Annotated in this window: 21 protein-coding genes and 1 riboswitch; of the genes, 8 read left to right on the forward strand and 13 right to left on the reverse strand. The window is 49.7% G+C overall.

The genetic code is table 11. From position 1 onward, the window contains the following. Positions 1-86: 86 nt before the first annotated feature. The 5 genes from ACPV3A_RS04470 to ACPV3A_RS04490 all read right to left on the reverse strand — a co-directional run bounded on the left by ACPV3A_RS04470 (position 87) and on the right by ACPV3A_RS04490 (position 5,231). Positions 87-713, reverse strand: coding sequence for a hypothetical protein (locus ACPV3A_RS04470; RefSeq protein ID WP_339221395.1), 627 nt, complete (start codon positions 711-713; stop codon positions 87-89). 170 nt (positions 714-883) lie between these two features. Further along, positions 884-2,011 carry an ArnT family glycosyltransferase gene (locus ACPV3A_RS04475; RefSeq protein ID WP_194540694.1) on the reverse strand — a complete coding sequence of 376 codons (1,128 nt, stop codon included), beginning with the start codon at positions 2,009-2,011 and terminating at the stop codon, positions 884-886. 150 nt (positions 2,012-2,161) lie between these two features. Beyond that, the gene (locus ACPV3A_RS04480; RefSeq protein ID WP_426198306.1) at positions 2,162-2,392 is read right to left on the reverse strand and encodes a hypothetical protein; all 231 of its coding nucleotides are present in this window, start codon (positions 2,390-2,392) and stop codon (positions 2,162-2,164) included. Positions 2,393-2,490: 98 nt separating this feature from the next. Next, a complete protein-coding gene (locus tag ACPV3A_RS04485; RefSeq protein ID WP_194540696.1) occupies positions 2,491-4,347 on the reverse strand; it encodes a bifunctional diguanylate cyclase/phosphohydrolase in 1,857 nt (618 codons plus the stop codon). A 263-nt stretch (positions 4,348-4,610) separates the two neighbouring features. Then, positions 4,611-5,231: a DUF5317 domain-containing protein gene (locus ACPV3A_RS04490; RefSeq protein WP_194540697.1), complete on the reverse strand. Its 621-nt coding sequence runs from the start codon at positions 5,229-5,231 to the stop codon at positions 4,611-4,613. 299 nt (positions 5,232-5,530) lie between these two features. Between ACPV3A_RS04490 and ACPV3A_RS04495 the strand changes: the two genes are divergently transcribed. Then, the gene (locus ACPV3A_RS04495) at positions 5,531-5,734 is read left to right on the forward strand and encodes a cation transporter (protein WP_071222204.1); all 204 of its coding nucleotides are present in this window, start codon (positions 5,531-5,533) and stop codon (positions 5,732-5,734) included. A 184-nt stretch (positions 5,735-5,918) separates the two neighbouring features. Continuing rightward, positions 5,919-6,659, forward strand: coding sequence for an oxygen-insensitive NADPH nitroreductase (gene nfsA / locus ACPV3A_RS04500; RefSeq protein WP_426198307.1), 741 nt, complete (start codon positions 5,919-5,921; stop codon positions 6,657-6,659). A 178-nt stretch (positions 6,660-6,837) separates the two neighbouring features. Here the strand turns inward: nfsA and ACPV3A_RS04505 are convergent, their stop codons facing one another. Beyond that, positions 6,838-7,362, reverse strand: coding sequence for a hypothetical protein (locus ACPV3A_RS04505; protein ID WP_426198308.1), 525 nt, complete (start codon positions 7,360-7,362; stop codon positions 6,838-6,840). Positions 7,363-7,468: 106 nt separating this feature from the next. Beyond that, on the reverse strand, positions 7,469-9,787 hold the full coding sequence (locus tag ACPV3A_RS04510) for a helix-turn-helix domain-containing protein (RefSeq protein WP_426198309.1): 2,319 nt from the start codon (positions 9,785-9,787) through the stop codon (positions 7,469-7,471). Between the two features lie 378 nt (positions 9,788-10,165). On the opposite strand from ACPV3A_RS04510, the gene ACPV3A_RS04515 reads away from it, so the two are divergent. From ACPV3A_RS04515 to ACPV3A_RS04530, 4 genes are all read left to right on the forward strand, one after another. Beyond that, a complete protein-coding gene (locus ACPV3A_RS04515; protein ID WP_194540701.1) occupies positions 10,166-11,146 on the forward strand; it encodes an ABC transporter permease in 981 nt (326 codons plus the stop codon). Positions 11,147-11,177: 31 nt separating this feature from the next. Continuing rightward, positions 11,178-12,062, forward strand: coding sequence for a carbohydrate ABC transporter permease (locus tag ACPV3A_RS04520; RefSeq protein WP_071222199.1), 885 nt, complete (start codon positions 11,178-11,180; stop codon positions 12,060-12,062). A gap of 66 nt (positions 12,063-12,128) precedes the next feature. Beyond that, complete coding sequence (locus ACPV3A_RS04525; protein ID WP_194540702.1) at positions 12,129-13,682, forward strand: extracellular solute-binding protein; 1,554 nt, start codon at positions 12,129-12,131, stop codon at positions 13,680-13,682. 172 nt (positions 13,683-13,854) lie between these two features. Next, positions 13,855-14,034 carry an aspartyl-phosphate phosphatase Spo0E family protein gene (locus tag ACPV3A_RS04530; protein ID WP_113059296.1) on the forward strand — a complete coding sequence of 60 codons (180 nt, stop codon included), beginning with the start codon at positions 13,855-13,857 and terminating at the stop codon, positions 14,032-14,034. A gap of 32 nt (positions 14,035-14,066) precedes the next feature. Here the strand turns inward: ACPV3A_RS04530 and ACPV3A_RS04535 are convergent, their stop codons facing one another. From ACPV3A_RS04535 to ACPV3A_RS04560, 6 genes are all read right to left on the reverse strand, one after another. After that, a complete protein-coding gene (locus ACPV3A_RS04535) occupies positions 14,067-14,882 on the reverse strand; it encodes a TatD family hydrolase (RefSeq protein WP_194540703.1) in 816 nt (271 codons plus the stop codon). A 79-nt stretch (positions 14,883-14,961) separates the two neighbouring features. After that, positions 14,962-15,795 (reverse strand): ABC transporter ATP-binding protein, encoded by an 834-nt coding sequence (locus ACPV3A_RS04540; RefSeq protein ID WP_339221408.1) that lies wholly within the window; start codon positions 15,793-15,795, stop codon positions 14,962-14,964. 53 nt (positions 15,796-15,848) lie between these two features. Beyond that, positions 15,849-16,604: an ABC transporter permease gene (locus ACPV3A_RS04545; protein WP_220686712.1), complete on the reverse strand. Its 756-nt coding sequence runs from the start codon at positions 16,602-16,604 to the stop codon at positions 15,849-15,851. After that, on the reverse strand, positions 16,601-16,894 hold the full coding sequence (locus ACPV3A_RS04550; RefSeq protein WP_071222195.1) for an MTH1187 family thiamine-binding protein: 294 nt from the start codon (positions 16,892-16,894) through the stop codon (positions 16,601-16,603). Before ACPV3A_RS04550 ends, ACPV3A_RS04545 begins: the two co-directional genes overlap by 4 nt. A 92-nt stretch (positions 16,895-16,986) precedes the next feature. Then, the gene (locus ACPV3A_RS04555; RefSeq protein ID WP_426198310.1) at positions 16,987-18,018 is read right to left on the reverse strand and encodes an ABC transporter substrate-binding protein; all 1,032 of its coding nucleotides are present in this window, start codon (positions 18,016-18,018) and stop codon (positions 16,987-16,989) included. A 114-nt stretch (positions 18,019-18,132) separates the two neighbouring features. Then, a riboswitch (TPP riboswitch) is annotated at positions 18,133-18,244 on the reverse strand. A gap of 173 nt (positions 18,245-18,417) precedes the next feature. Beyond that, positions 18,418-18,801, reverse strand: a complete 384-nt coding sequence (locus ACPV3A_RS04560) for a VOC family protein (RefSeq protein WP_426198311.1) — start codon at positions 18,799-18,801, stop codon at positions 18,418-18,420. Between the two features lie 233 nt (positions 18,802-19,034). On the opposite strand from ACPV3A_RS04560, the gene ACPV3A_RS04565 reads away from it, so the two are divergent. Both ACPV3A_RS04565 and ACPV3A_RS04570 read left to right on the forward strand, forming a co-directional pair. Beyond that, complete coding sequence (locus ACPV3A_RS04565; RefSeq protein ID WP_426198312.1) at positions 19,035-20,570, forward strand: diguanylate cyclase domain-containing protein; 1,536 nt, start codon at positions 19,035-19,037, stop codon at positions 20,568-20,570. Between the two features lie 208 nt (positions 20,571-20,778). Beyond that, positions 20,779-21,825 (forward strand): EAL domain-containing protein, encoded by a 1,047-nt coding sequence (locus tag ACPV3A_RS04570; protein WP_426198313.1) that lies wholly within the window; start codon positions 20,779-20,781, stop codon positions 21,823-21,825. Positions 21,826-21,989: the final 164 nt, after the last annotated feature.

Consider the following 21,989-nt stretch of genomic DNA (forward strand, 5'->3'; position numbering starts at 1 on the left):
CGGGCTTCAAACGTATATAAGGTGATGTAGGAACTGTAAGAGAGTTGTATTGCTGGCTGTCGCACCTCTTTATATACCATGCAGCGTTACCTCAATTGAATGTCCGGATCCAACACGATAATTCGCTGTTCATCCAATGCGGTGTTTAGCAGTTTATCCTTCAGCTGCTGCGTGCTGGTTATGACGTCAGGCTGGGTAGACTTGATATCCGTCGTCAGTTTATTCACTAATCGCTCGATCGATAGCATATCCCGATATTCCGGCGAGGAGTAGTCTTCCCAGTATTGATCTTCGCTGATGCCCATCGTATCCAGTATGCGCAAGTGCTGTTCTTGCACCTGCCGCGGCTGGGTTTCGAGCGTCTTCCGAAGCTCCTTGGCCCTTTGAATACCATCCTCCAGACTCGCCGCAACGCCTTGTTCGTTGGCCAATTGAAGCATCAATTCCTTCGTTGCCATTTCTTTAAGGAGCGTAGCGTCATCAGGGAGGGGCGCGGTGCTATGCGCGAGGTTGTTCTTATAGGCAGTTAGATGGGTATGCGTGATGTAGGTGGAGCCGACTTGAACCAGCGCCTGTCCGTTCATGTTGTCGTTCATGCGATGATGCTGGCCCGAGCGATTCGAAGCATCCGTGAAGAAGAGTATGATGCTTACCGTCAGAACGCTGGCCACAGCGATACTGAGAATGGCGATAAATTTACGGTTTATTTTCATACCTGACACCTCTCTTGACAGGGATATATGAAAACGAAGATATAATATAGACGTTTCATCAGCCTGAAAGGTTCTATAACAACGTGAAAAAAACGCCTGAAGGCACAAGATAAAGTGCTTTCAGGCGCAAAAGTTACATGATGATGGAATGACAGGCTTCGCGTTGAAACTTACTTGCGAAGCAGGCGGGTCTTATGGGCATAGATAATCGCTTTGTCCGCGAGAAATGCCGCGTAGAGCAGCAGGAAGACCGCATAGGGAAATCCGGTGCCGTCCAGGCTCGGAACCAACCATTCGGCGGCAATAAAATACAGCAGCGTCAGAAGCACCGGGAGCTGCCGTTTCAGATGGTATTTCCAAACCGACCAGATGACGCCGGCAGTCCCGGCAAACAGCATGAGGAGACGGACGGCGTCCAATGCGGATTGCACAACCTTTCTGGCCTCCTCGTTTCCGATCGCTGCCGCATATTTGGAGGTGCGGCCGGCATATATGCTCCGGAAGAGATGAACCAAAGGGTTGCCTTCGATGTATCTCGATTCCAGCCACAGCGAGGCAAGGTTCCACGGACCGGACATATACATCAAACGATTGAAAAGCGGGATGTTCAGCCACCATGGAGATAAGATGAGCAAATAACCTGCGCTAATAAGAAGGAGCCCGCCGGTTACGATTTTGATCGGACTGCGGTACTTGATCCAAAAGGCAATGAACAATACCGGATACAGCAGCGCTTGAAGGTTGTAACAAGCCATAAGCGCTGTAAGCGCGCCGGCAGCTGCGTACCAGCCAGCCTGCTTCAATTCAAGCGCTCCGATGACGGCGCAGACCAGAAGAAGCATTAAGGTTTGCATGGTCGTATCCGGCAGGATTAGCCGGACTGCACCGTAGGCCGGCCAGAACAGAGCGTAGATCATGCATGACAGAAAAGCGATTCGCGTATTAAACATGTAGCGGGACAGTACGAAAACCAAGTATACGGAAAATGCATGGAAGACGCATTGAAGGAGCTGGTAGGCAATCAGGGCGGCATCCATGCTTCCGAATAAGGCGGTAAGTCCGGCAATCATAAGCGGCACACCGGGCATGACGCTGGAAGCATGGTCTTCCAGGTCTCCACCGGGGTGGCTGATCATGGCCGCACTTTGGATATATCGTTCTTCGATCACGCTGCTTATGCTCGGGGAACGTTCATGAAGACCGGTAAGAACCAGCAGACATGACATAACCAGAACCGCTGCAATCAGTATCAGCAGCATCCTTCGCTGCACACGGTTTAACGTCCATATGGAAAACAAAGGGTCCACTCCACTCTTTATATAATCTCTAGGTTTAAATCCGCATTCATCCTCTTCTATATTAAAGAAAAAAAGGTGAAATAAAAAGGCTCCGCTAAAACGGAGCCCATAAGTTCAAGTTACGCTGCAGTGATAAGGTCAGTCCCACTTTTAAAAGCCGCTGTGATACTTATCATTACTGGATGAACGCTTCTTTGACGTCCCGTCCCGCTGCTTCTCTTCCTGGCGCTCCAGTCTGGCGTCTTCCATCGGAATCGGGTCCACATGCTGTTCGCTCTCATGTTGATCGAACAGGCTTTCTTGTTCCGTCGGGTATTGTTCAGGGTGATCCATGTTGCCGGGACCGTTGTAAAGCGGGAGATCCTTTTTCTTGTCAGTCACCGTTTCTCACCTCATTTATCGTTGTGATACTACCTTTATACCTTATTTGGGGAAGTATCAAACATGTAGAGGTGATAATAGGAGGGGCATCGGTCTCTTTAAGACGTCTCCGAACCGGCTGCAGGCTGCTGCTGTGCTTCTGCTTTGAGTCTTAAATAACGAATAAACAGCTCAACAAGCTCCGGATCGAATTGCGTGCCTGAGCAGCGGAGCAATTCCTCAATTCCCTCCTCGAAGGTTTTCGTTTTTTGGTAAGGTCGTTCCGTTGTCATCGCGTCAAAGGAATCGATAATGGTCAGCATCCGGCACAGTTTGGGGATTTGGCTGCCCTTGAAGCCGTGCGGATATCCCCCGCCATCGTATCTTTCATGGTGTAATTCAATATAAGGAACCAGTTCCTTGAACTTCTCGTTCGTTTCCGCGATGCGTTTACCCCAGCTGACATGCCGTTTGACGGTTTCCCATTCACCGGCCGTGAGCTTGTCCCGTTTGTTCAAGATCCCCCAAGGAATCTCAAGCTTGCCGATATCGTGAATGAGTGCACCGAGTACGAAATTGCGTCGTTCCACACTATCAAGCCCGAGCACTTCGCTGATGTCCATGGCATAGCGGAATACCCGTTTGGAGTGTTTGAACGTATCCACATCTTTATACAAGAACAGCTTCAGCTGCTGCTCAATATCGCGGACGTCCTCCGCGAAGTCGATCTCGGATTCTTTTTCGGCGCCGCTCCCGTATACGTGTACATTATTCTTGCCCTGCTTCTTGGCATAGTACAGCGCCTGATCGGCAAGCTCGACGAGCTGTGACTTGTCATGGATGTCAATCCGATAGGACGCAACGCCGGCAGAGAAGGAGAGGCACCCGGATGGGAATATCTCAACGCCGTCAAAATAGGTATCGTTCAATTTTTTGCGGAGCCTGTTAATGAAGGAACGTGCTTTGTTGTCATCGTAACCCGGCATTAGAATCGTGAATTCCTCACCGCCGAAACGAGAGGCCACCACTTCAGCCGTTTCGGATTCCACCTTGAGGTAATTGCCGAGAAATCCGAGCAGCATGTCCCCTTTCAGGTGACCGAATTGATCGTTGTATTTCTTGAAATCATCGATATCGATCATGGCCAGCGACAATGGCGTCTCATTGGCCTTGGCTTTCTTGATCTCGTCCTCCAGTAAACTTTCGAAATAACTGTGATTATACAGGCTCGTCCGTTGATCCTTGATTGCTTTTTCCTGTACCTGTTTATACATTGTGAAGAGCTGTTTGAAAGAATAGGACAGCATCACGCTGAGTCCTATAAACAAGGTTAGTCCGAACACGCCGTTATGTACGATGAGTATGGAGAGAACCAGCGAAAGAATGAGCGTACTAAGGTATACAAGCAGTGTATCTTTTATGAAGGTTTTCAAAATATCATATAACGATCCTTTGTATAGAAGGTAATAGTAGAAACCGACAAGGAATACGTTGATAACAAAATAAACAACCAACGCTGCAAGATACGCACCAAATTGATCATTGTGAATAGGGCCAGCTTGTCCGCCTGCCATTTTGAAAATGAAGGAGGACCCGACAATCATCACGGTATACACAGAGAAATTAACAAAATGCTTCCAGAAGGGGATTTTTCTGTCGTACAGCGCCATGGTAAGGGAGACAAACAGGATGACAGACAGCGCAAACGGTGCTCCATATATAAAGATACACGCCAGGTAAACAGAGGAATCCATAGACTGTAAATTACCCTCTGGCGGCAGCTGGAAGGTGAAGTAATTTAAGATGAGGGCGGCGCCTAACATCGCATAGACCCATACCCACTGTGAAGGAGTATAATGGAAAATCTCCCCTTGTTGCACCAACAGGAAGGTTGAACAGCCCAGAAGAGAAAGAAAAACAAAATACAGCTGTCCCGCTAAGTCTCGAGAGAATCTAGGACGCTTTAATATGGACATAAATGATTTCTCCTCAATAAAATCAATGGTGTATTCTCCACATTTTAAGGTATATTGCGATGCAAAACAACGAAAAAGATATAAAAAAACAGGCTGAATTTTCCAGCCTGTTTTTATGGAAGTCTATTATCCGAATCTGTAACCGGAAGTCAGAGCGACAACAACAGAAGCAACGATGATCGCATTCAATACGATGCGGGAATACTTGATTTTATCAGTTTTCTTCACAGTTCTCCCTCCTTTCCAGGTGGCATGATGTATGATTAATTTTGCGGTTCCACACGTTCATTGGTATCGGATTTGGTTCCTAATGTTTGCACGTTGGCGGTATTCTTCCCCACGGTCATGAGATTTAGAATGTAGAGAAATATGCCGAAGTTCATGATAATATCTCCGATACTGATAACCTGTGTTCTTGGGTACGGCGGGGATAATGGTATAATGTCTCCCAGGAACGGCAGGCGGGTAGAGGCGTCCATCAGATAGTGCTTGGTAGTAGCTGTGGCATCCACTAGCATGTCCATATAAACAGGATCCAGCACGGAAGCTGCACCCATGGAAACGGGCATTCTGCCACCGTTCACTGCCATGACAAGGAAATTCAGAAAGACACCTGCCAAGATGCTGCCAAAACCTTTCTGATCCCGGTTCATCCAGAGAAAGATCATGCCGGCAACGTAGATGAACATAAAGACGTAGCCGCTTGCGGCTGCCAACCAATCAGAGTTCACTTGAAAGCGGAATATGAGCAGTTGCACAATCAGGAGTATGGGGAAGATTAAGCCGCCCTTCAGACGAATCTTACTGAATTGCTGCAGTCCATGACGGAGTCCGCCACGTATCAGCCCGACAATTAACCCGAGTATAATGCCGTCAAATACCATGATAGAATTCCTACTTTCATAGTTCATTATCTCTGTTATTAAGATAGTTCGACAGCAAATTGGTAATTCCTTCAACAAAAATCAAATTTTATAAAAAAACTAAGGAAGTATGATAAAAAGCTTGTCCCTTCCTGTATGAATCTAATGAATTATGTACATTATAACAGATTAAAAGGATAAATCTTCCTACTTTTTTCGTGTTTCTGTTGCAGAAAGAAGCAAATTCTTGAGCTTTACATACTTATGGGGGGTATAGTAAGGTTGAATGGTACAACATTATATGATAGGAGGACGACAGCATGAAACAAGTGACATTGACAGTGGAAGGCATGTCCTGCAACCATTGCGTGAACTCGGTGGAAGGCGCACTGAAGAATGCGGGAGCTTCCGGTAAAGTCGATCTTGCATCCAATACAGTGGCTATCGAATACGACGAAAACAAGGTCAGCCTTGAAGCATTAAAAGAAGCAATTGAAGAGCAAGGCTACGATATCGTGTCCTAACGAACATTCCCTGGAATAATCCAAGGCCATGAGCTTTGGCTAAAATAGGAGCCGGCTGCTGAAGGCGATCGACAGCAAGCCGGCTTTTTTGCGCGGTGTCACCTATCGCGTGAACTTGCACTGCCCAAGCCGAAGTTTCATAATAGATGGAACAATGCTTTCAGCCTAAGGAGTGGATACCCCGATGAATGATACCATATCGCTTCTGATGAACCATCGATCGATTCGTAAATATTCGGATCGACCCGTGTCAGAGGAGCAGCTTAGGACCGTTGTGGCAGCAGGTCAGATGGCATCAACCTCAAGCAACGTCCAGGCATACAGCGTAATTGCCGTTACCTCTCAAGAGAAGAAGCAGCGGTTGGCCGCTTTAGCGGGAAATCAGTCGTATATTGTGGAATGCCCGGTATTTCTGGTGTGGTGCGCGGATCTGTATCGTTTGAAAAAAAGCGCAGAGGCGCACGTGGTTGATCAAGAGATGTATGAAGATTCGACCGAGAATTTCATCGTGGCGACGGTGGATGCCGCTTTGGCTGCGCAGAATGCCGCGATCGCCGCGGAATCGCTTGGTCTTGGCATCGTGTATATAGGCGGGGTCCGTAACTCCATTGCTGAGTTCTCCGAGGCTTTGGAGCTCCCGGATTTGGTCTATCCGGTATTTGGCATGTGCCTGGGTTACCCGGATCAGGAGCCGGGGCTTCGTCCTCGGCTTCCGGTGGAGGCTGTTCTGCACCGCGACAGCTACAATCGTGCGGCTGTAGAAGAAGTGAAGAACTACGATCGAACCTCTTCCGAATACTTGTCCCTGCGTACCCATGGCAAAAACAACACACCGTGGTCGGCGCTTATGGCTAAACGCCTGGCAGAGCCGGTAAGGCTGCACATGAAGGACTTCCTGAAGGGGAAGGGGTTCATGGGGCGTTAGACATGAATAGAGAAAGCGGGTACAGCGCTCTCGAGATACGTGCTGCGAACCTGCAGACCCCGATCATCATGCTGATACGGCTGCTCTCGTGGGGAATACTACGGGGCGCGGCTCTAGGAACTAAGCTCGGCCTCGAAACTAGGCCGGCCCCGAAACTAGGCCTTGCATGAACCCAAGCCTAGTTCGGAACCAAGCCCGACCTCGGACCCCATCCCACGCCAGCCGGCGTCGGAACCAAGCCCCGCCTCGGATCCCATCCCCCGCCAGCCGGCGTCGGAACCAAGCCCCGCCTCGGACCCCATCCCACATCAGCCAGCCACGAACCCAAGCCTGGCTGATGTGGGATTGGTGGCGTAGGAGGCGAGCAGTGCACCGCAAGTTTAACCGTAGCTTCCAAGCCGCAAGCCGGAACGAGTTGCAGTACGGCGATAGCAGTATCGGACCTCAGATCCGTTATTTGCGCTATGGGCTCGTTTTTGCAGGATCTATCGGACACACGTTCCGTTAAGTAGCATATAATCCGAAACATGAGAGCCTTATTCGGGGAATAACGGACCTCTTGTCCGCCACCATTCGCAACTATTTTATACATCGTGCGCACTGCTCCCTGTGCGCACGATGCGTGGTTCGGAGCATGCTTGGATGACTCGTCGGCGCTAATCGTGCCGCCATGTACGACGCTTGAACGTAAGTCATAGCTCATAAAAAAGGGGCTGTCCCAAAAGGTCGTGAAATACGGACCTGGGGACAGCCCTTTTTTCAGCGGTCTTCTTTTATATGGAGATTACTGATCAGGATGACATGCTGATTTATTTGCCGATGCCCTGCTGACGGTATTGTCCGGGCGTAATCCCTTCAAGCTTCTTGAACATACGATTGAAGTAGGGAGGCTGATATCCGGCGGCCTCCGCAATCTCGTGAATGCGAAGATCGGTGGTCAGCAGCAATTCTTTGCAGCGGTTCATGCGCACGGTTGTCAGATAGTCTATATAATTCGTGCCCGTCATCTGCTTGAACGCTTTGCTCAGCTGGGATACACTGACGCCGGCTTCCATGGCCATGGCATCCAGGGACAAATCCTGCATCCCGTTTTGCTCGATTTGCTCCAGCACGTTTTCGACCAGCGATTTCATGGAGCTGTTGAAGTTCTTTGTTAACTGATCGAGGTAGGGTTCGATAATTTCTTTCTGAAACCAGGTCACGCAGGCCTTCGGATCCCGAAGCAGGGACAACTGTTCCTGCAGATTGGAGAAATTGTACACCTGATATGGATTTAAGCCAGCCTGCAGCATAGACCGGTGAACGCTTGTGATTAACCGCATGAGGCCATGGTGGACATGCCACTCCGAGCCTCCCCCGGCCTGAAGCGCCGTTACGAAGCGGCTTAGGGAACGCAGCGCATCCCCCTGAAGCCCAAGATTCAAGGTATGAATGAAATCCTGCTCCAATTCCAGCGGGAAGTCGATCCAGTCGTTTTTCTGGGAAAGCACGGTTTCTGCTTCCAGCAGCTGACTGCCTGCGTCGAAGGACCGGTAATGCAGCGCCCGCTTGGCCTGTTCGAGAATATGGGGAACATCGGTCCAGGTTGAGCTTGGTCCGCCCAATACGATGGTTGCCGACATGCGGAGCGTATCGCGCAACGCCCGCATGATCTGATCGCACAGCTCCTTCATCAAACGCGATTGTTCATCGGCTTGATGGGAAGCCGGAACGATCAAGATGACGCCGAAGGAGCCGTCGAAGAAGTTAATGGGATGTATATATGCGCTTATGTCCTCTGCCAGCTCCTGAATCACGTTCAAAGCAGCATACGTGAGAAGATGCTGATCGTTTTCCGTCAGAGGTGTCCGATCCTCCCCGTGGGTATGCTGCTGAAGCACGATGGCCGAGAACTGTTTATGGGTAATGTCAAGATCCATCTCTTGCAGCTTGAGCACATATTCGGACTCCGTCAGGTGGGCGGCTTGTCCGCTCAAGAATTGATTGATATAAGCCTCTCTGATCGTGGGCAGGGACCGCTGCCATTGGTTCTGAAGCGTATCGTGCGAGAACCGGTACTGCTTCCACTCGTGTTCAATGTAATCAAGCTCATTGTATCGCGCGCTCGGTTTGGCCTGATCGCCGCCAATCATATTTAGCATCTTGCTTATAGGACGATACATGCTCTTAGAGGCAAACCAGCTTACAGCCAGTGATGCCGCAAGCGCAAAAGCAAAGCAAATCAGGATGATATGAGTATACGGCTTCGTTGGAGCAATGATTTTCGATTGCGGCGTGCCGGAAACATAGGTCCAACTTTGCTGCATTTTTTCGAATTGAACGGTATTCACCAGTAATACATCCTGGTCGACCGGAACCTTCAATCGCAGATGATTCGCACTCCGGGCATTCTCCGGTAGCTTCAGCTGTTCCTGAATCGCGCTCATCGCCTTCGGCATGCTGCGGCTCATCCCCGACTCTCCGATGACGTGACCATGGTCGTCCAGCAGGAACGAGAGATTCTCGCTATTGCGAATGACGTGCAGTTTCGACGGATCAATATAGATGACGATCGCGCCGTAGGGCGTATGACCGTTGAAGGGAAGTCGCATGACGAGCGCGTGAGAGGATTTATCCTTGTTAAAAGGCCGCTCCAGGTCGTGGACCCAGAACATGTCCGTATCTCCTTCCATGAGCCTGTTGAAGTTTAACGCATCCTGTTCCTGATCCAGCGTCCGCAGGCCGAGATCAGGCTCCATGATTTTATTTTGCTTTTTGATATAGAGATAGACCTGATCCACCAGCGGATCAGCATTCTCCACCAGGTTCAGTGTATTGAACAGCTCGTTCGTCTCCTCGATATTCGATACAAAGTCCATATCAGACAACGAAGGCTTGAAATGGGGCTTCACCACCATATTGAGGGCGTAGTGGACCAATTGGGTGAATTGCTCGTCTACTTGTCGCGCAGCGTCAACCAAGGCTTCTTCGTTCCGCTGCTGATATTGGTTAATCATATGCTGGTTGCCCACATAAAGGTAAACGGCCGTTATGGCCGAGATGGGGAGGCATGTTAACAAAACGGCAAGCGCGATGCTTCTCCAATACATAATACCTTTGAAAACGGATTCAGGATTCTGTTGCCTCATTACTTTAACCCCCTGTTGGCATAGACAAATCAAAGGCTTGATCGAAGCGAGCCGGTAAAATGATTACATACTATCATAGCGAATGAGTGGATGAGTTGAAAAGATCATATCTTCCTAATCGAGTTCGAGTCAACGTGACCGATTAACCGAATCGGACGTTCGTTTGCCGTGGAAAAAAAGTGCAATACAAGGAAACGAAAGGTTCCACAATGCCGTAGAGACCAAGCTTTCCCTGTGCCGTGCATCGAATGGGAGGGGGATTGGAGCCGACGGAAAAAAAGTGGAATTGCAGGGAATCCTGCAACCGTTTACATTAGGACTACATTCCGTGAACGGTATGTTGAACGAGATGACAAGGCTGAAAGTGAGGGAGTATCGATGAAAGCACAAGAAACCGTTCAGTCGGCAAAAGGAAGCGGGGGCCCCCCCATTCCCGTGAAATCCAAAACGAAGTGGGGGAGGATATGGTCGGATGTTGTGCGCGACAAGTATTTGTACGTGCTGGCCTTGCCGGGTCTGATCTTTTTTATCATTTTCAAATATATTCCGATTACGAATCTCGTGATTGCCTTCCAGGAGTATTCACCATACTTTGGAGTGCTTGGAAGCCCCTGGGTAGGATTCGAGCATTTCACCCGGTTCTTCTCCAACGATGATTTCTGGATGCTGCTGCGCAATACGCTGGCGATCAGTTTTCTGAGCTTGATTTTCTTTTTCCCGGCACCGATCATTTTAGCTTTGATGCTGAATGAAGTGCGAAATTCCTTCTATAAGCGGACCATTCAGTCTCTGGTGTATATCCCCCATTTTTTATCATGGGTATTGATCTATGGCCTTACGTACCTCATGTTCTCGCAATCGGAGGGCTTGTTTAATAAGTGGCTCATCTCGATGGATTGGGAGACGATCGATATTCTCTCCAACCCCAACTACTTCTGGGGGATGCTGACGGGACAATCCATCTGGAAGGAAGTCGGGTGGGGAACCATTATCTTTCTCGCGGCCATCGCCGGTGTGGACCCGCAGTTATATGAAGCAGCCGTCATGGACGGCGCGGGCCGTATGAGACGGATGTGGCATATTACCCTGCCCGCGATGCGCAACGTGATCTTGATTCTGTTGATCCTCCGTCTGGGAACGATTCTGGATACGGGATTCGAACAGATATATCTGATGATGAATGCACCTGTTACCAATGTAGCTGAAGTGTTCGATACCTATGTATACCGGGTGGGGATTCGGCAGGGAGAGTTCAGTTACAGTACGGCTATCGGATTGTTCAAATCGATTGTCGGCGTCATTCTGGTGGTTACGGCCAACCGGCTGGCGAGGCGTTACGGTCAAGAAAGCTTGTACTAAAGGATGGGTGGAGACAAGGAGGAATAAAAGCATGCATGAGAAAGGATGGAAAACCAGGCTGTTCGGTCTTGTGAATAACGGACTGCTGCTGATCATCGGTTTGGCAACGATATTTCCGATTTATTATACCGTTATTTTGTCGTTTACCGATCCGGTGGAGTATTATCAACGAAGCCTGATATTATGGCCGCGGGTTTGGACGCTGGATGCTTATAAGCATTTACTCTCCAACGGACTGTTTGTCACCTCGATTTCCGTGAGTGTGTTCCTGGCTACGGTCGGCACGCTGCTCAGTCTGCTCGTTACCGGGGGCTTGGCTTATGCGGTGTCCCGTAAACGCCTGCGGTTTCGCAAAGCAATCATGATTATGATCCTAATCACCTTTCTCTTCACGCCGGGATTGGTGCCGCTGTATTTGGTGGTTCGTAATGTGGGACTCATTGACAGCATCTGGTCGCTTATCCTGCCGAGCTTGACCAGCGCATGGTATGTGCTGCTCATGAAGGGATTCTTCGACAGCATTCCGGAAAGTCTGGAGGAAGCCGCGATGATTGACGGTTCGAATGATATCGGCGTATTCTGGAGAATTATTTTGCCTCTGTCGCTGCCGGCGCTGGTCGCTTTCGGATTGTTCTTTGCGGTCGGTTATTGGAATACGTATTTCAACGCACTGATGTTTATTAACGACCAGAAGATGTGGCCGCTGCAAGTATTGCTGCAAAATATGCTTGTGGATCCAACGACGATGGGATCCGGAAGCGGCGGCGGATTCGCCTTCCAAGTGAATCGTCCCGTTCCAACGGAAACGTTGAAGATGGCGGCGGTCGTTATTGCAACCGTGCCGATCATGTTAGTGTATCCATTCCTGCAGAAGCACTTCGCCAAAGGAGCGATGGTAGGCTCTGTCAAGGAATGAATCGATATACGGTTTATCTGACATCATGATCAGTCAGGAGAGAGGTATCATTATAAGGGAGGTCTAATGATGAAAAGAATGGAAACCAAGCCGGGCAAGTCATTTTTAAAAATGTCGGGGGTGCTGCTCTTGGCAAGCTCGCTCTTGCTTAGCGCATGCGGCAGCCGTAACGGAAGTGCACCGAGCGACAACGGAGGCGGAACAGACAGCAGTGAACCTACAAGTATTACGATACAGACCCTGAATTATGCCACCGAATTCATAGACAACACCAATGCACTATGGAAAGAGCTCGAGAAACGCACCAATACCAAGCTGAATATTACGTGGCTGTCGCCGTCCACGGCCGAAGAGAAGATCAATGTCATGCTTGCATCCGGCGATCTTCCAGAGGTTACTTTCGTGGAGACGTTGCAGAACCCGCAGCTGCAGAAAATGCTGAAGCAGGGAGTTTTCTGGGATCTGACACCGTTTCTTAAAGACTATCCGAATTTGAACCGCGAAGAATTGAAGGAAATGTGGGAAATCACCAAGGTGGATGGCAAGAACATCGTCATTCCTCGTTATTATCCTAGCTATGGCGGCGGAGTGTTCCCGATGATCCGCAAGGACTGGCTGGATGCCCTTCAGCTGGAAACGCCCAAAACGCTGGATGAGTTCCATAACGTGTTAAAGGCTTTTAAGGAACAGGATCCGAATGGTAATGGACAGGCGGATGAGATCCCGTATGCCGCTAATCCGAGCGCACTCGCCTATATTTATAATATATTTAATGAAACGCAAGGGTCCTGGAAGCTTCAACCCGATAATACCCTGACTCCGATTATGACGTCGGACGAGTCTAGGGAGGCCATGCTGTGGATCAAAAAAGCATATGATGAGGGCTTGTTCCCCAAAGACTTCGCTATCATGAAGTTCTCGCAGGTAATGGATACGATGCGAAGCGCCAAGGCAGGGGTAGGGGGCATGTCCATGAACCATGCCTGGGTGACCGGCGAAGCCGTGAAGGGCGTTGATCCCAAGGCGGATCTGATGCCGCTTGCTTATTTGGAGAATGCAAACGGGGTGAAGTATACGCCTTCAGGATCGCCGTATTATGGAGTATACCTGATTCCGAAGAAAGTGCCGGAGGCGAAAGTGAAGAAAATCCTCGAGTTTTTCGACTATGGTTATAGTCAAGAAGGCAATGAAATGTTGACCTACGGAATTGAAGGGGTCCATTACAATGTGGAGAACGGGAAGAAGGTTGCAACGCCGCAGGCCGCCGTGGATAAGACGGGTGACGGCAACTTGAACAATATGATTCACCTCGTCAGCGACGATATGGCTATCAGTGCGGTAGGGATGCCGGATGAAGTATATGAGCGGAACGTAGAGATCGTCACAGAGCGCAAGACGGTCAAGGTTCCGAATCCTTCGGGAGAGCTGTATTCGGAAGCCTACAACAAATACTATCCCGAGCTTTCCAAGAAAGTGGAGGATATGCGGGTCATGGTCATCACGGGCAAAGAACCGGTTGAATCGTACGATAAACTGATCGAAACAATCAAGAGTGACCCGAAGATGAAGGAAATTACAGACGAGATGTCAAAGGCATATCAGGAGAAGTATGTTAAATAAGTACGTTAAATAATGGAACCAAAAAACCACAATGCTGCGGTTGGCATTGTGGTTTTTTGGCGTGAATAACAGAAAGAAGCCCCTCCATGTCATATTTCTGATGTCTAATATTAAACATCCTATAATTTTACATTAAAGCATAAAATATTACATGAGGGGAGGATATAAAGTCATGGAAACGAAGGAAGGCATAAAGTTTAATATCGAGCAAGAACGGCATAAACTTCATAAGATGAAGCAGCGGTATCGTGATTTTAATCATCCTAAAGTCCTCAGACAATCGATTGTGCTTGATGAGTTGATTAATCAATATAACCGATTTCTTCTTAAAGAGAACAAGCCGATTGCCTAAGCAACCGACTTGAACTGCATGAAGATTCTTTCTTATAGACCGTAAAGTCTCGCGGCATTCTCATATAAAATCCTGCGGGCCTCAAGTATGGACAGCCCCTTAAGCTCAGCCCATGCCGAAGCCACAGAAGCCGTCATCCGAGGATGGGTCATCTGTCCGGTGAACGGACCTTCGAACGGCCAAGGTCCATCGGTTTCGGTCATGACGAGGTGATCCGGATACCTACATGCCATAGCACGAATTTCTTCCTCATAGAGGATGTCGGGCGTAAAGGAAATATAGTATCCGTTGCCCGCCATTCGCTGCAAGGTGTCACGGGAGCCCTTAAACCAATGAAAATGGGCACGAGTGACGCCGTATTTTTCGAGCAGATCACATGCGATATCCGCATCTTCATATACAGCGTGCAGAATGACCGGTTTATGATGCTTCTTAGCAAAAGCTATAAATTGCTCCAACAGATAGGCGTAAGGGCGGTTATCCCAGGGACGGCCTTCCGATTCAGCCTCCAGCCTGGCGTAATAGGGGAGACCCACCTCTCCTACGGCAACCATCTCATCGGCATGCTCTGCCATCCAATCCAGCAGCCCTTCGGTTTCGTCAGAGGAAGGGAGGGGCTGCTCCGGATGATAACCGAAAGCCGGCCGCACCATCAGTCCGTACTGCCTGGCCAGCTCCAGGTTTCGCTTGCAGGAAGTCAGATGCATGGAGACAGAGATGACGGATTGAACCTCATGATGGCGGATGTCCGCGAGAATTGCTTGTTGATCGGATAACGAATAACTGTCCAGATGAATATGAGTGTCGATCAGGGGGGAATTCGCTTCATTCTGCATGAATGATTTCATGGTTACATCTCCTCGCTTGCAAGCTTCCACGAAGCGCTTTGCCCATCATGGATGTATGTATTACGCTGGCCTTCATCGGTCAGCGCTTGTGCTGTTCTTCCCGCATGATGGCGGAAATTTCGGTTTTTAATGCGATGAAGGACGGATCCATCAGGATGTTTTCCCGGCGCGGGCGGGAGAAAGGGACTTCTACCCGTTTCAAGATGGTTCCGGGCCGTGCTGATAGGATATAGATACTGTCCGAGAGGAGCAGCGCCTCCTCGATATGATGGGTAATCATCAGCACCGAACGGCGCGTATCCTCCCAGATATCGAGCAGCCAGCGCTGCATATCGCTGCGCGTTAACGCATCCAATGCACTGAACGGTTCGTCCAGGCACATAACTTCCTGCGGACTCATCAGTGCGCGAAGAAAAGCCGCCCGCTGCTGCATTCCGCCAGAGAGGGTGTGCGGATAGGCCTTTTCGAAGCCGCTGAGTCCGGCGCGTTCCATCCAGCTGCGGGCATGTTCCCTGGCAGCGGCTTTCGAGGTGCCTCTCAGCTCCTCGGGAAGGAGCACATTGTCCTCCACCGTACGCCAAGGGAATAGGGCCGGCTGTTGAGGCATATAGGCGATGCGGCCTTTTTCCCCGGTCACGTCCTGACCGTCCATGAGGACAGAGCCTGCATCCGGAGCTGTTAACCCCCCAATGATATGGAAGAGAGTGCTCTTTCCGCTGCCTGAGGGACCGATTAAGGAGACGAATTCCCCGGGTTGTACTTGAAGCGAAAGGCCATCCAGCACATGCACTTCGCTGCGCCGGTCGCGGAAGGTTTTTCGAAGGGTGCGAACCTCGAGGGCAGGTGCGGTTGAGACCGACGCAGCCGACGGGTCAGCCCCGTCCTGGACCGTCAGGGGTACTTGATGTGTCATATCGACAAATGGCCTCCTATCATATAAGATTCGTTACGTCTATTCACGGAGACTCAACCTTTTCGATTCCAGCGGATGAGCCGCTTCTCCAGCAGAGTGATCAGCAGCACCATCAGCAGGCTGAGCAGGACGATGACCAGGATGGCAACAAACACCCGATCCGTGCGGTAGCCGGATTTTTGCAGCATCATGTAGTAACCGATTCCCCGGTCCGAGCCGATCCATTCCCCGATAACCGCACCCATGACCGAATAGGTGGCCGCAATTCGAATCCCGGAGAAGATGGAGGGAAGGGCATGCGGCAGCTCCAGCTTGCTGAAAATTTGCCAAGAGGTAGCCCCCGCCATCTGCATGTAGTTCATCATGGTTCGGTCAGTACGGGCCAGTCCGTCCAGTGCCGCAACAGCGACGGGGAAGAAGCAGACCAGCGTAATCACGATAACCTTGGGCAGCATGCCGAAGCCGAACCAAATCATGAGAAGCGGGGCTAGGGCGATTGTCGGCACATTCTGGCTAAGAATAAGAAGTGGATAAAGAGCGGTTTTGAGAAAAGGAACCATGTGCAGTGCCAGCGAGATGACTAGGCCGATCGCCGTACCGATCATAAATCCGACCAAGGTTAATTGCAGGGTGGCCGCTGTATGCTGGAAGAGACCGGAAGCTCCGGTAACGGCCTCATGCCCGATGGCCGTCGGCGCAGGCAGAATAAAAGGTTCAATGTCGAATATAGATACTGCGGCCTGCCATACCACCAAAAAGAAGAGGACCGCCACAACGGGCGGCCAAACCGAACTCCACCAGCTTCTCATGGACGGTATTTCTCAGTCAGCTTATCCATGCTGATGCCGCTGGGATGATGAGCGATTTTAACTTGGGATATGATGCTGGGACTTCCCGCATTCACCAGCGCTTCATGCATGCGCTCCACGATCTTGAGCAGCTCGGCGAGCTCACCTTCCATGGTCGTTTCGAGTGCATGAACCTCGTATTTCACGCCTGATTCCTGAATGACCTTAATCGCTTCATCTACATAAGGGATGCTGTCGGCCCCGTTTGGCGTTCTCGGTATCACTTGAATGCTCAAAAGTGTATTCGCCATGTAAACTCATCCTTTCGTGCAAGCTATAATGTATTGGAAGAAAGGCAGCCTTTTGCAAAGGCCGACTTTCTTCTTTTTAAATAAAAATAGCCTTATGGCTGCTCCGGTAAAAAATCATTGGTGAATGCGCGGTCCGCGTCAAGTTCCTTCTCCAGCAGCTTACGCTCAAACATCCAGTCTGCATATCCCGACCATACTTCGGCTTTCTGTTCGCCCCAGCGGGATGCATCATCCTGATAACGGGGGCTCAACCATTTCTGGCTGGCGAGAACCAGTTCGGCATCCAGGTCAGGAACCGCCTTCGTAAGCAGAGCTGCGGCATCTTCAGGATGTTGAATCGCATAGTCGTATCCTTTTGAAGTCGCCCGCATGAACGCTTTGATAAGCTCGGGGTCCTCCTGGATCAGCTTCTCGTTCGTCACGATCACTGGTGTGTAATAATCAAGCTGCTCGGAGTAGTCCTTCACATAAATCATGTCAAGCGGTTCATTGCGAAGCTCAGCTTCAATCCCCGTCCAAGCATAGAAGATCCAGGCAAAATCAATGTCGCGTTTGACGGCCGTAAAATAATCAGCATCGCCCATATTGACCATATTCACCTTGCTGACATCGGCGCCATCGATCTCCATGATGGATTTCATGACGGCCTCCTCCACAGGCGAGCCCCAGCCGCCATAGGATTTTCCTTCAAAATCGCCTGCCTTCACGATGCCTTTGTCCTTGGGGGCGGCAAAGCCGGACGTATTATGCTGAATGATCGCTGCAATGGAAACGAGCGGCAAGCCTTGGGTTCTGGCCAGCGTTACGCCTTCCTGATAACTGATGCCAAACGGCACGTTTCCGGATGCGACCAGTGTATCCGTACCGCCTGCTCCCGGCTGGACGATCTGGACATTAAGCCCTTCTTCCTCATAATACCCAAGCTCCTTCGCTGCATACAGGCCGGTGTGATTCGTATTGGCGGACCAATCGAGCATCAGCTGCACGTCACGGAGTTTCTCGGAAGTCTGACTGCCTTCGCCTTCGGCACCTGTCTTCTTGTTCTGTCCGTTTGTACCGCATCCGGACGCGACCATAAGCAGGACGCAAGCGAGAAGCAGCGGAATCCATCTTCCCTTCTTCATCGTTTCTTCTCTCCTTTGAGTTCTCTTTCTATTACCTCGCAACTCCACAAAAAAAACGCCCTGATGATATCAGGACGCATGACGGCGTAAGTGTATACCACGGCAAATAAATAGCTGCCGCAAACATGGGCTTCCTACGCTGGCATTACCCAGATCAGGTGTAAGGGTCAGTATCATATCGGATACACTCTCAGCCGGCCATATCCCAGCTCCCCCGGTATTTATGAAGTTTCGATCATTACATCCGCTATTATAGTCCTAACACACCAGACCTGTCTAGTTCGAAGAGGTATGAACGAGGCAGGTCTTTGCTTAGAACACTTATGCAATGGGAAGGATTAATTGATCCTATGAACCTTTCACGAGATAAAGTATTTGAAAAAGGCTTCTACGTAGAGGTTAGCGCTGGAAGAACTCAATCCATTCCCCTTCGGGACCATGCACGAAGAAATAACGGAAACCATTCGGGAGCGTCACGATCTCCTCGTCCAAGTGAGGAACGTCAAGTCCTTGAACCCGGGCATATTCCTCTTCAATGTTATCCGTGCTGACTGCAAAATGATGAACGGTGCCCTCCGCTGGCAGCGTGTCGCTGTATCCCTGAATAAGCTCGACTTCCGTCTCGTTGCTGCCGTTAAATCCGAGGAACGCCAGCTGGATGACGCCATTCGTATGGGTCAGGCGATCCTTTAGTTCTAGTCCGACTACGGATGTATAGAAGGCGATTGTAGCTTCTAGGTCCCGGACAACAATACCAACATGATCTAATCGTTTCTTTGACATGGTTCAACACCCTTTCCGATCCATATGAGATATGACTGAAATATTATCACATAATCCCTATACGTCAAGTGGGAGTTGTGTTCATGCAGGGGCTGATACAGATGATTTTTCTTTCATTTCCTCATCTTTACTTTTGGGTGGGTAAAAAGTATCATGAGAAATAGAAAGATTAATTCAAAAGACCTAACATATGAAAGTGATCCAGCTTACCTTTTGGCCGAGGAGGAATGCTTATGAGTCCAACTCCAGCAGATCATCTGTGGATTCGACTCGCCATGATATATGCATTCATTCAGATTATGATTGCTCTGTGGATGCCTGAGGCTTTATCGCTTCAGCGTGTTCTAGTCATTATTCCTCCTGCAGCCGCCTCCGTTTATTTAATGCGGATTAGTCGGCGTTATGAGGTTCATCTTCGCAGGTTTTGGCTTATTGTGAGTCTCGGATTAATGGGGGATGCAGCGGCACGAATCATTCACGCTTGTTATGTTTGGTTTGAAAAAGAGAGCGCTTTCTCGCCGATCCTAACCCACTTATTCTGGGGACTTGAACTCATTCTGTTCGCAAGTTCTCTCATTTATTTATTCCGGCATGTTCAAGGATCGTTTCGGGGGCTCCGGTTTATGCTGGATATCGTGATTGTTGGCATTGCCGTCATGACAGTAGGGTGGGAATATTTCATCAAGCCTGAGCTTCAGGGTCTTGCCCATGAGGCAGTATGGGGAAACCTTTGGGTGGACATGCTGTATCCCCTGTGCGCAATGGTACTTATTTTTTTTACGCTGGTGTTGTATTTTAATACCGGACTGTTAGGGAAAAGGGCGGCCATTCTGTTATGTCTTGGCGGAAGCGCTTATATTGCCGGAGATGCCCTGTACATCTATCTCGTTGATCTGATGGGTATCGAGGTTCGTTCCTATCTGTATCCGCTTTATACGATATCGGTATTATTCATTAGTTTCGCAGGTGGGCAGTCCGCTCCTAATTCCCGTAAACCATCCGTTGGCGAGCGGGAGCCGCGTTCAGTCGGAAACCTGATCGTAAGGTACCTGCTTCCCTACAGCGTGCTTGGCGGGATGTTTGCCCTTATGGCGGAGCGGGTTGGAGGGGGGACTGGACTGTTTACCGGCCTATCCCTGTGCGTGATCCTGATTCTGTTCAGGCAGATTTTAATCCAGTTCGAGAACGATCGCTTGTTTGACCGACTGCATGAGAGTCTGATGCAGAGTGAAGCCCTGGCACATCGTGATGATCTGACGGGGCTGTATAATCGCCGTTATTTTAATGCAAGGCTGGCGGGCTCGCTGAAGGAGGCGGACCGCGCAGGTTCCCGTGTAGGCTTGCTGTATATGGATATGAACCGTTTCAAACGAGTCAATGACCGATACGGCCACCGTGCCGGCGATTTGTTGATACGAAAGGTTGCAGACCGGCTTCAATCCCTTGAGTCTAAGGGAGTTTTGGTTTCCCGTTTAGGAGGAGACGAATTCACCGTTATGATCCATCCGGCTGGTGAGGATCAGGAGCTGATCTGGATGGCGGAGGAGATTTGGACGATGCTTAGCGAGCCGTACGAATTGGAAGGGCATGAAGTCCGAACCACGCCGAGTATCGGCATTGCGGTTTATCCGGATCATGCCAGAAATGACCAGGAGCTGATTGGTCGCGCTGATGCCGCGATGTATGCGGCAAAGGAACGGAACGCCCCTTGGCATTTTGATGTGGAGCGGACGATGCTGCTGCAGCTTTTGGATCAAAAGGTTGAGTAGATCAAGCATGACCATCGTATTGACAATACGTTGTTAAAAGCAATATAAGTCGATTTTTGTAGAATTTGGCGTAATCATTGCACGAATCTTGCGCATTTCTCTTAAAATAGGTCATAACTTCAATATAAAATCCATAAAATGCAAAGAAATCATATTCAAAATGCCGATAAGAAGCATAGTGAGAGCTAGCTTGCCAAGGAGGACGAACATGATTTGCGACAATTGCAGCACCTTTGAACCGATTGAGGACCAGGGGACCATTCATATGAAGCCTGCAAGTGGAGAGCTTATTCAGTTGCTGGCAGTGAACGGCTACGCGGTACAAGAGAACAATGAGGGTTGTGCTGTAAACTACAAGGTACGTGCGGACCTGATCTCCATGATGAAGTGTCTGCAGCCCCTTCCGCTGAAGATTCGTCAAGAGCTGTCCTTCTGTGTTACCGGTGGAGAAGCTCCGCAAATCCGGCATTCGTGGACCCCTATGCAAAAGTTCGAACTGCAGATGGAGCATTACGATATGGTAAGTATCATTTTACATAAGCAGTTTACGAGCTATATGCAGCCCATCGTGGATTCGTCCGAGCAGATCGTTGCCTACGAATTTCTCCTTCGTCCGGTAGAGTGGGGAGCCAGGTTCCAGCCGTATGAGCTGTTTGAGACAGCCCGTAAAACCGGATTGCATGCATTCCTAGACCGGGCGGCACGAACCAGTGCCATTGAGACCAGTGCCGAGTGGCTTCCCACTGGCGTGAAGCGATTCGTGAACTTCCTGCCATCCTCCATATATGATGCGCAGATGTGTCTTAGCCACACCTTCCATACCATAGACAGGCTCCATCTGGATCCGAAGGATTTCGTATTTGAGGTTGTGGAAACCGAGAAGATTGATGATGTTGAGCATTTGCAATCGATTTTCGAGGTGTATCGGAGTCATGGAATCTCGGTAGCCATGGATGACGTTGGGGCAGGTTATTCCACATTGGAGCAGATGATTAAGCTTAAGCCGGATTATGTAAAGATCGACCGGAGTCTGATCGACCATTGCGATCGTAATCGCTCGCAGCAGGAGCAGCTCAAAATGATCACGAACAAGGCACATGATTTTGGGGCCATGGTGCTGGCTGAAGGCATTGAGAGACGGGAGGAGTTTCATTTTTGCCGAGATATCGGGATCGAGCTCTCGCAGGGGTATTTGTTTGGGAAGCCATCTGAACGGCCTCCGCGTGATCCTCATTCTCAACTCATCTATTCATAGCATACATAATCGGTATTTCCCCCGCCATCGGGATGCGGAGCTTTGCATCTGATTGTCACAGCCTTTGGCTGAGTTCAGACGATATAGATGCTTGGCGTGGATGAAAACGAGCCCTTTAAGAAGGAGCAATGCTGCCTGAAGGAGCCCGTTTTCTGTAACAACAA

Source organism: Paenibacillus sp. Dod16 (assembly GCF_049893405.1).
Lineage (GTDB): Bacteria > Bacillota > Bacilli > Paenibacillales > Paenibacillaceae > Paenibacillus_AQ.

What these genes read in the sequence shown, in the direction of transcription:
- ACPV3A_RS04470 (WP_339221395.1), bottom strand. Translation starts at nt 713, where the DNA reads ATGAAAATAAACCGTAAATTTATCGCCATTCTCAGTATCGCTGTGGCC.
- ACPV3A_RS04485 (WP_194540696.1), bottom strand. Translation starts at nt 4,347, where the DNA reads ATGTCCATATTAAAGCGTCCTAGATTCTCTCGAGACTTAGCGGGACAG.
- ACPV3A_RS04490 (WP_194540697.1), bottom strand. Translation starts at nt 5,231, where the DNA reads ATGGTATTTGACGGCATTATACTCGGGTTAATTGTCGGGCTGATACGT.
- ACPV3A_RS04495 (WP_071222204.1), top strand. Translation starts at nt 5,531, where the DNA reads ATGAAACAAGTGACATTGACAGTGGAAGGCATGTCCTGCAACCATTGC.
- nfsA (WP_426198307.1), top strand. Translation starts at nt 5,919, where the DNA reads ATGAATGATACCATATCGCTTCTGATGAACCATCGATCGATTCGTAAA.
- ACPV3A_RS04505 (WP_426198308.1), bottom strand. Translation starts at nt 7,362, where the DNA reads ATGAGCTATGACTTACGTTCAAGCGTCGTACATGGCGGCACGATTAGC.
- ACPV3A_RS04510 (WP_426198309.1), bottom strand. Translation starts at nt 9,787, where the DNA reads ATGAGGCAACAGAATCCTGAATCCGTTTTCAAAGGTATTATGTATTGG.
- ACPV3A_RS04515 (WP_194540701.1), top strand. Translation starts at nt 10,166, where the DNA reads ATGAAAGCACAAGAAACCGTTCAGTCGGCAAAAGGAAGCGGGGGCCCC.
- ACPV3A_RS04520 (WP_071222199.1), top strand. Translation starts at nt 11,178, where the DNA reads ATGCATGAGAAAGGATGGAAAACCAGGCTGTTCGGTCTTGTGAATAAC.
- ACPV3A_RS04525 (WP_194540702.1), top strand. Translation starts at nt 12,129, where the DNA reads ATGATGAAAAGAATGGAAACCAAGCCGGGCAAGTCATTTTTAAAAATG.
- ACPV3A_RS04530 (WP_113059296.1), top strand. Translation starts at nt 13,855, where the DNA reads ATGGAAACGAAGGAAGGCATAAAGTTTAATATCGAGCAAGAACGGCAT.
- ACPV3A_RS04535 (WP_194540703.1), bottom strand. Translation starts at nt 14,882, where the DNA reads ATGAAATCATTCATGCAGAATGAAGCGAATTCCCCCCTGATCGACACT.
- ACPV3A_RS04540 (WP_339221408.1), bottom strand. Translation starts at nt 15,795, where the DNA reads ATGACACATCAAGTACCCCTGACGGTCCAGGACGGGGCTGACCCGTCG.
- ACPV3A_RS04545 (WP_220686712.1), bottom strand. Translation starts at nt 16,604, where the DNA reads ATGAGAAGCTGGTGGAGTTCGGTTTGGCCGCCCGTTGTGGCGGTCCTC.
- ACPV3A_RS04550 (WP_071222195.1), bottom strand. Translation starts at nt 16,894, where the DNA reads ATGGCGAATACACTTTTGAGCATTCAAGTGATACCGAGAACGCCAAAC.
- ACPV3A_RS04555 (WP_426198310.1), bottom strand. Translation starts at nt 18,018, where the DNA reads ATGAAGAAGGGAAGATGGATTCCGCTGCTTCTCGCTTGCGTCCTGCTT.
- ACPV3A_RS04560 (WP_426198311.1), bottom strand. Translation starts at nt 18,801, where the DNA reads ATGTCAAAGAAACGATTAGATCATGTTGGTATTGTTGTCCGGGACCTA.
- ACPV3A_RS04565 (WP_426198312.1), top strand. Translation starts at nt 19,035, where the DNA reads ATGAGTCCAACTCCAGCAGATCATCTGTGGATTCGACTCGCCATGATA.
- ACPV3A_RS04570 (WP_426198313.1), top strand. Translation starts at nt 20,779, where the DNA reads ATGATTTGCGACAATTGCAGCACCTTTGAACCGATTGAGGACCAGGGG.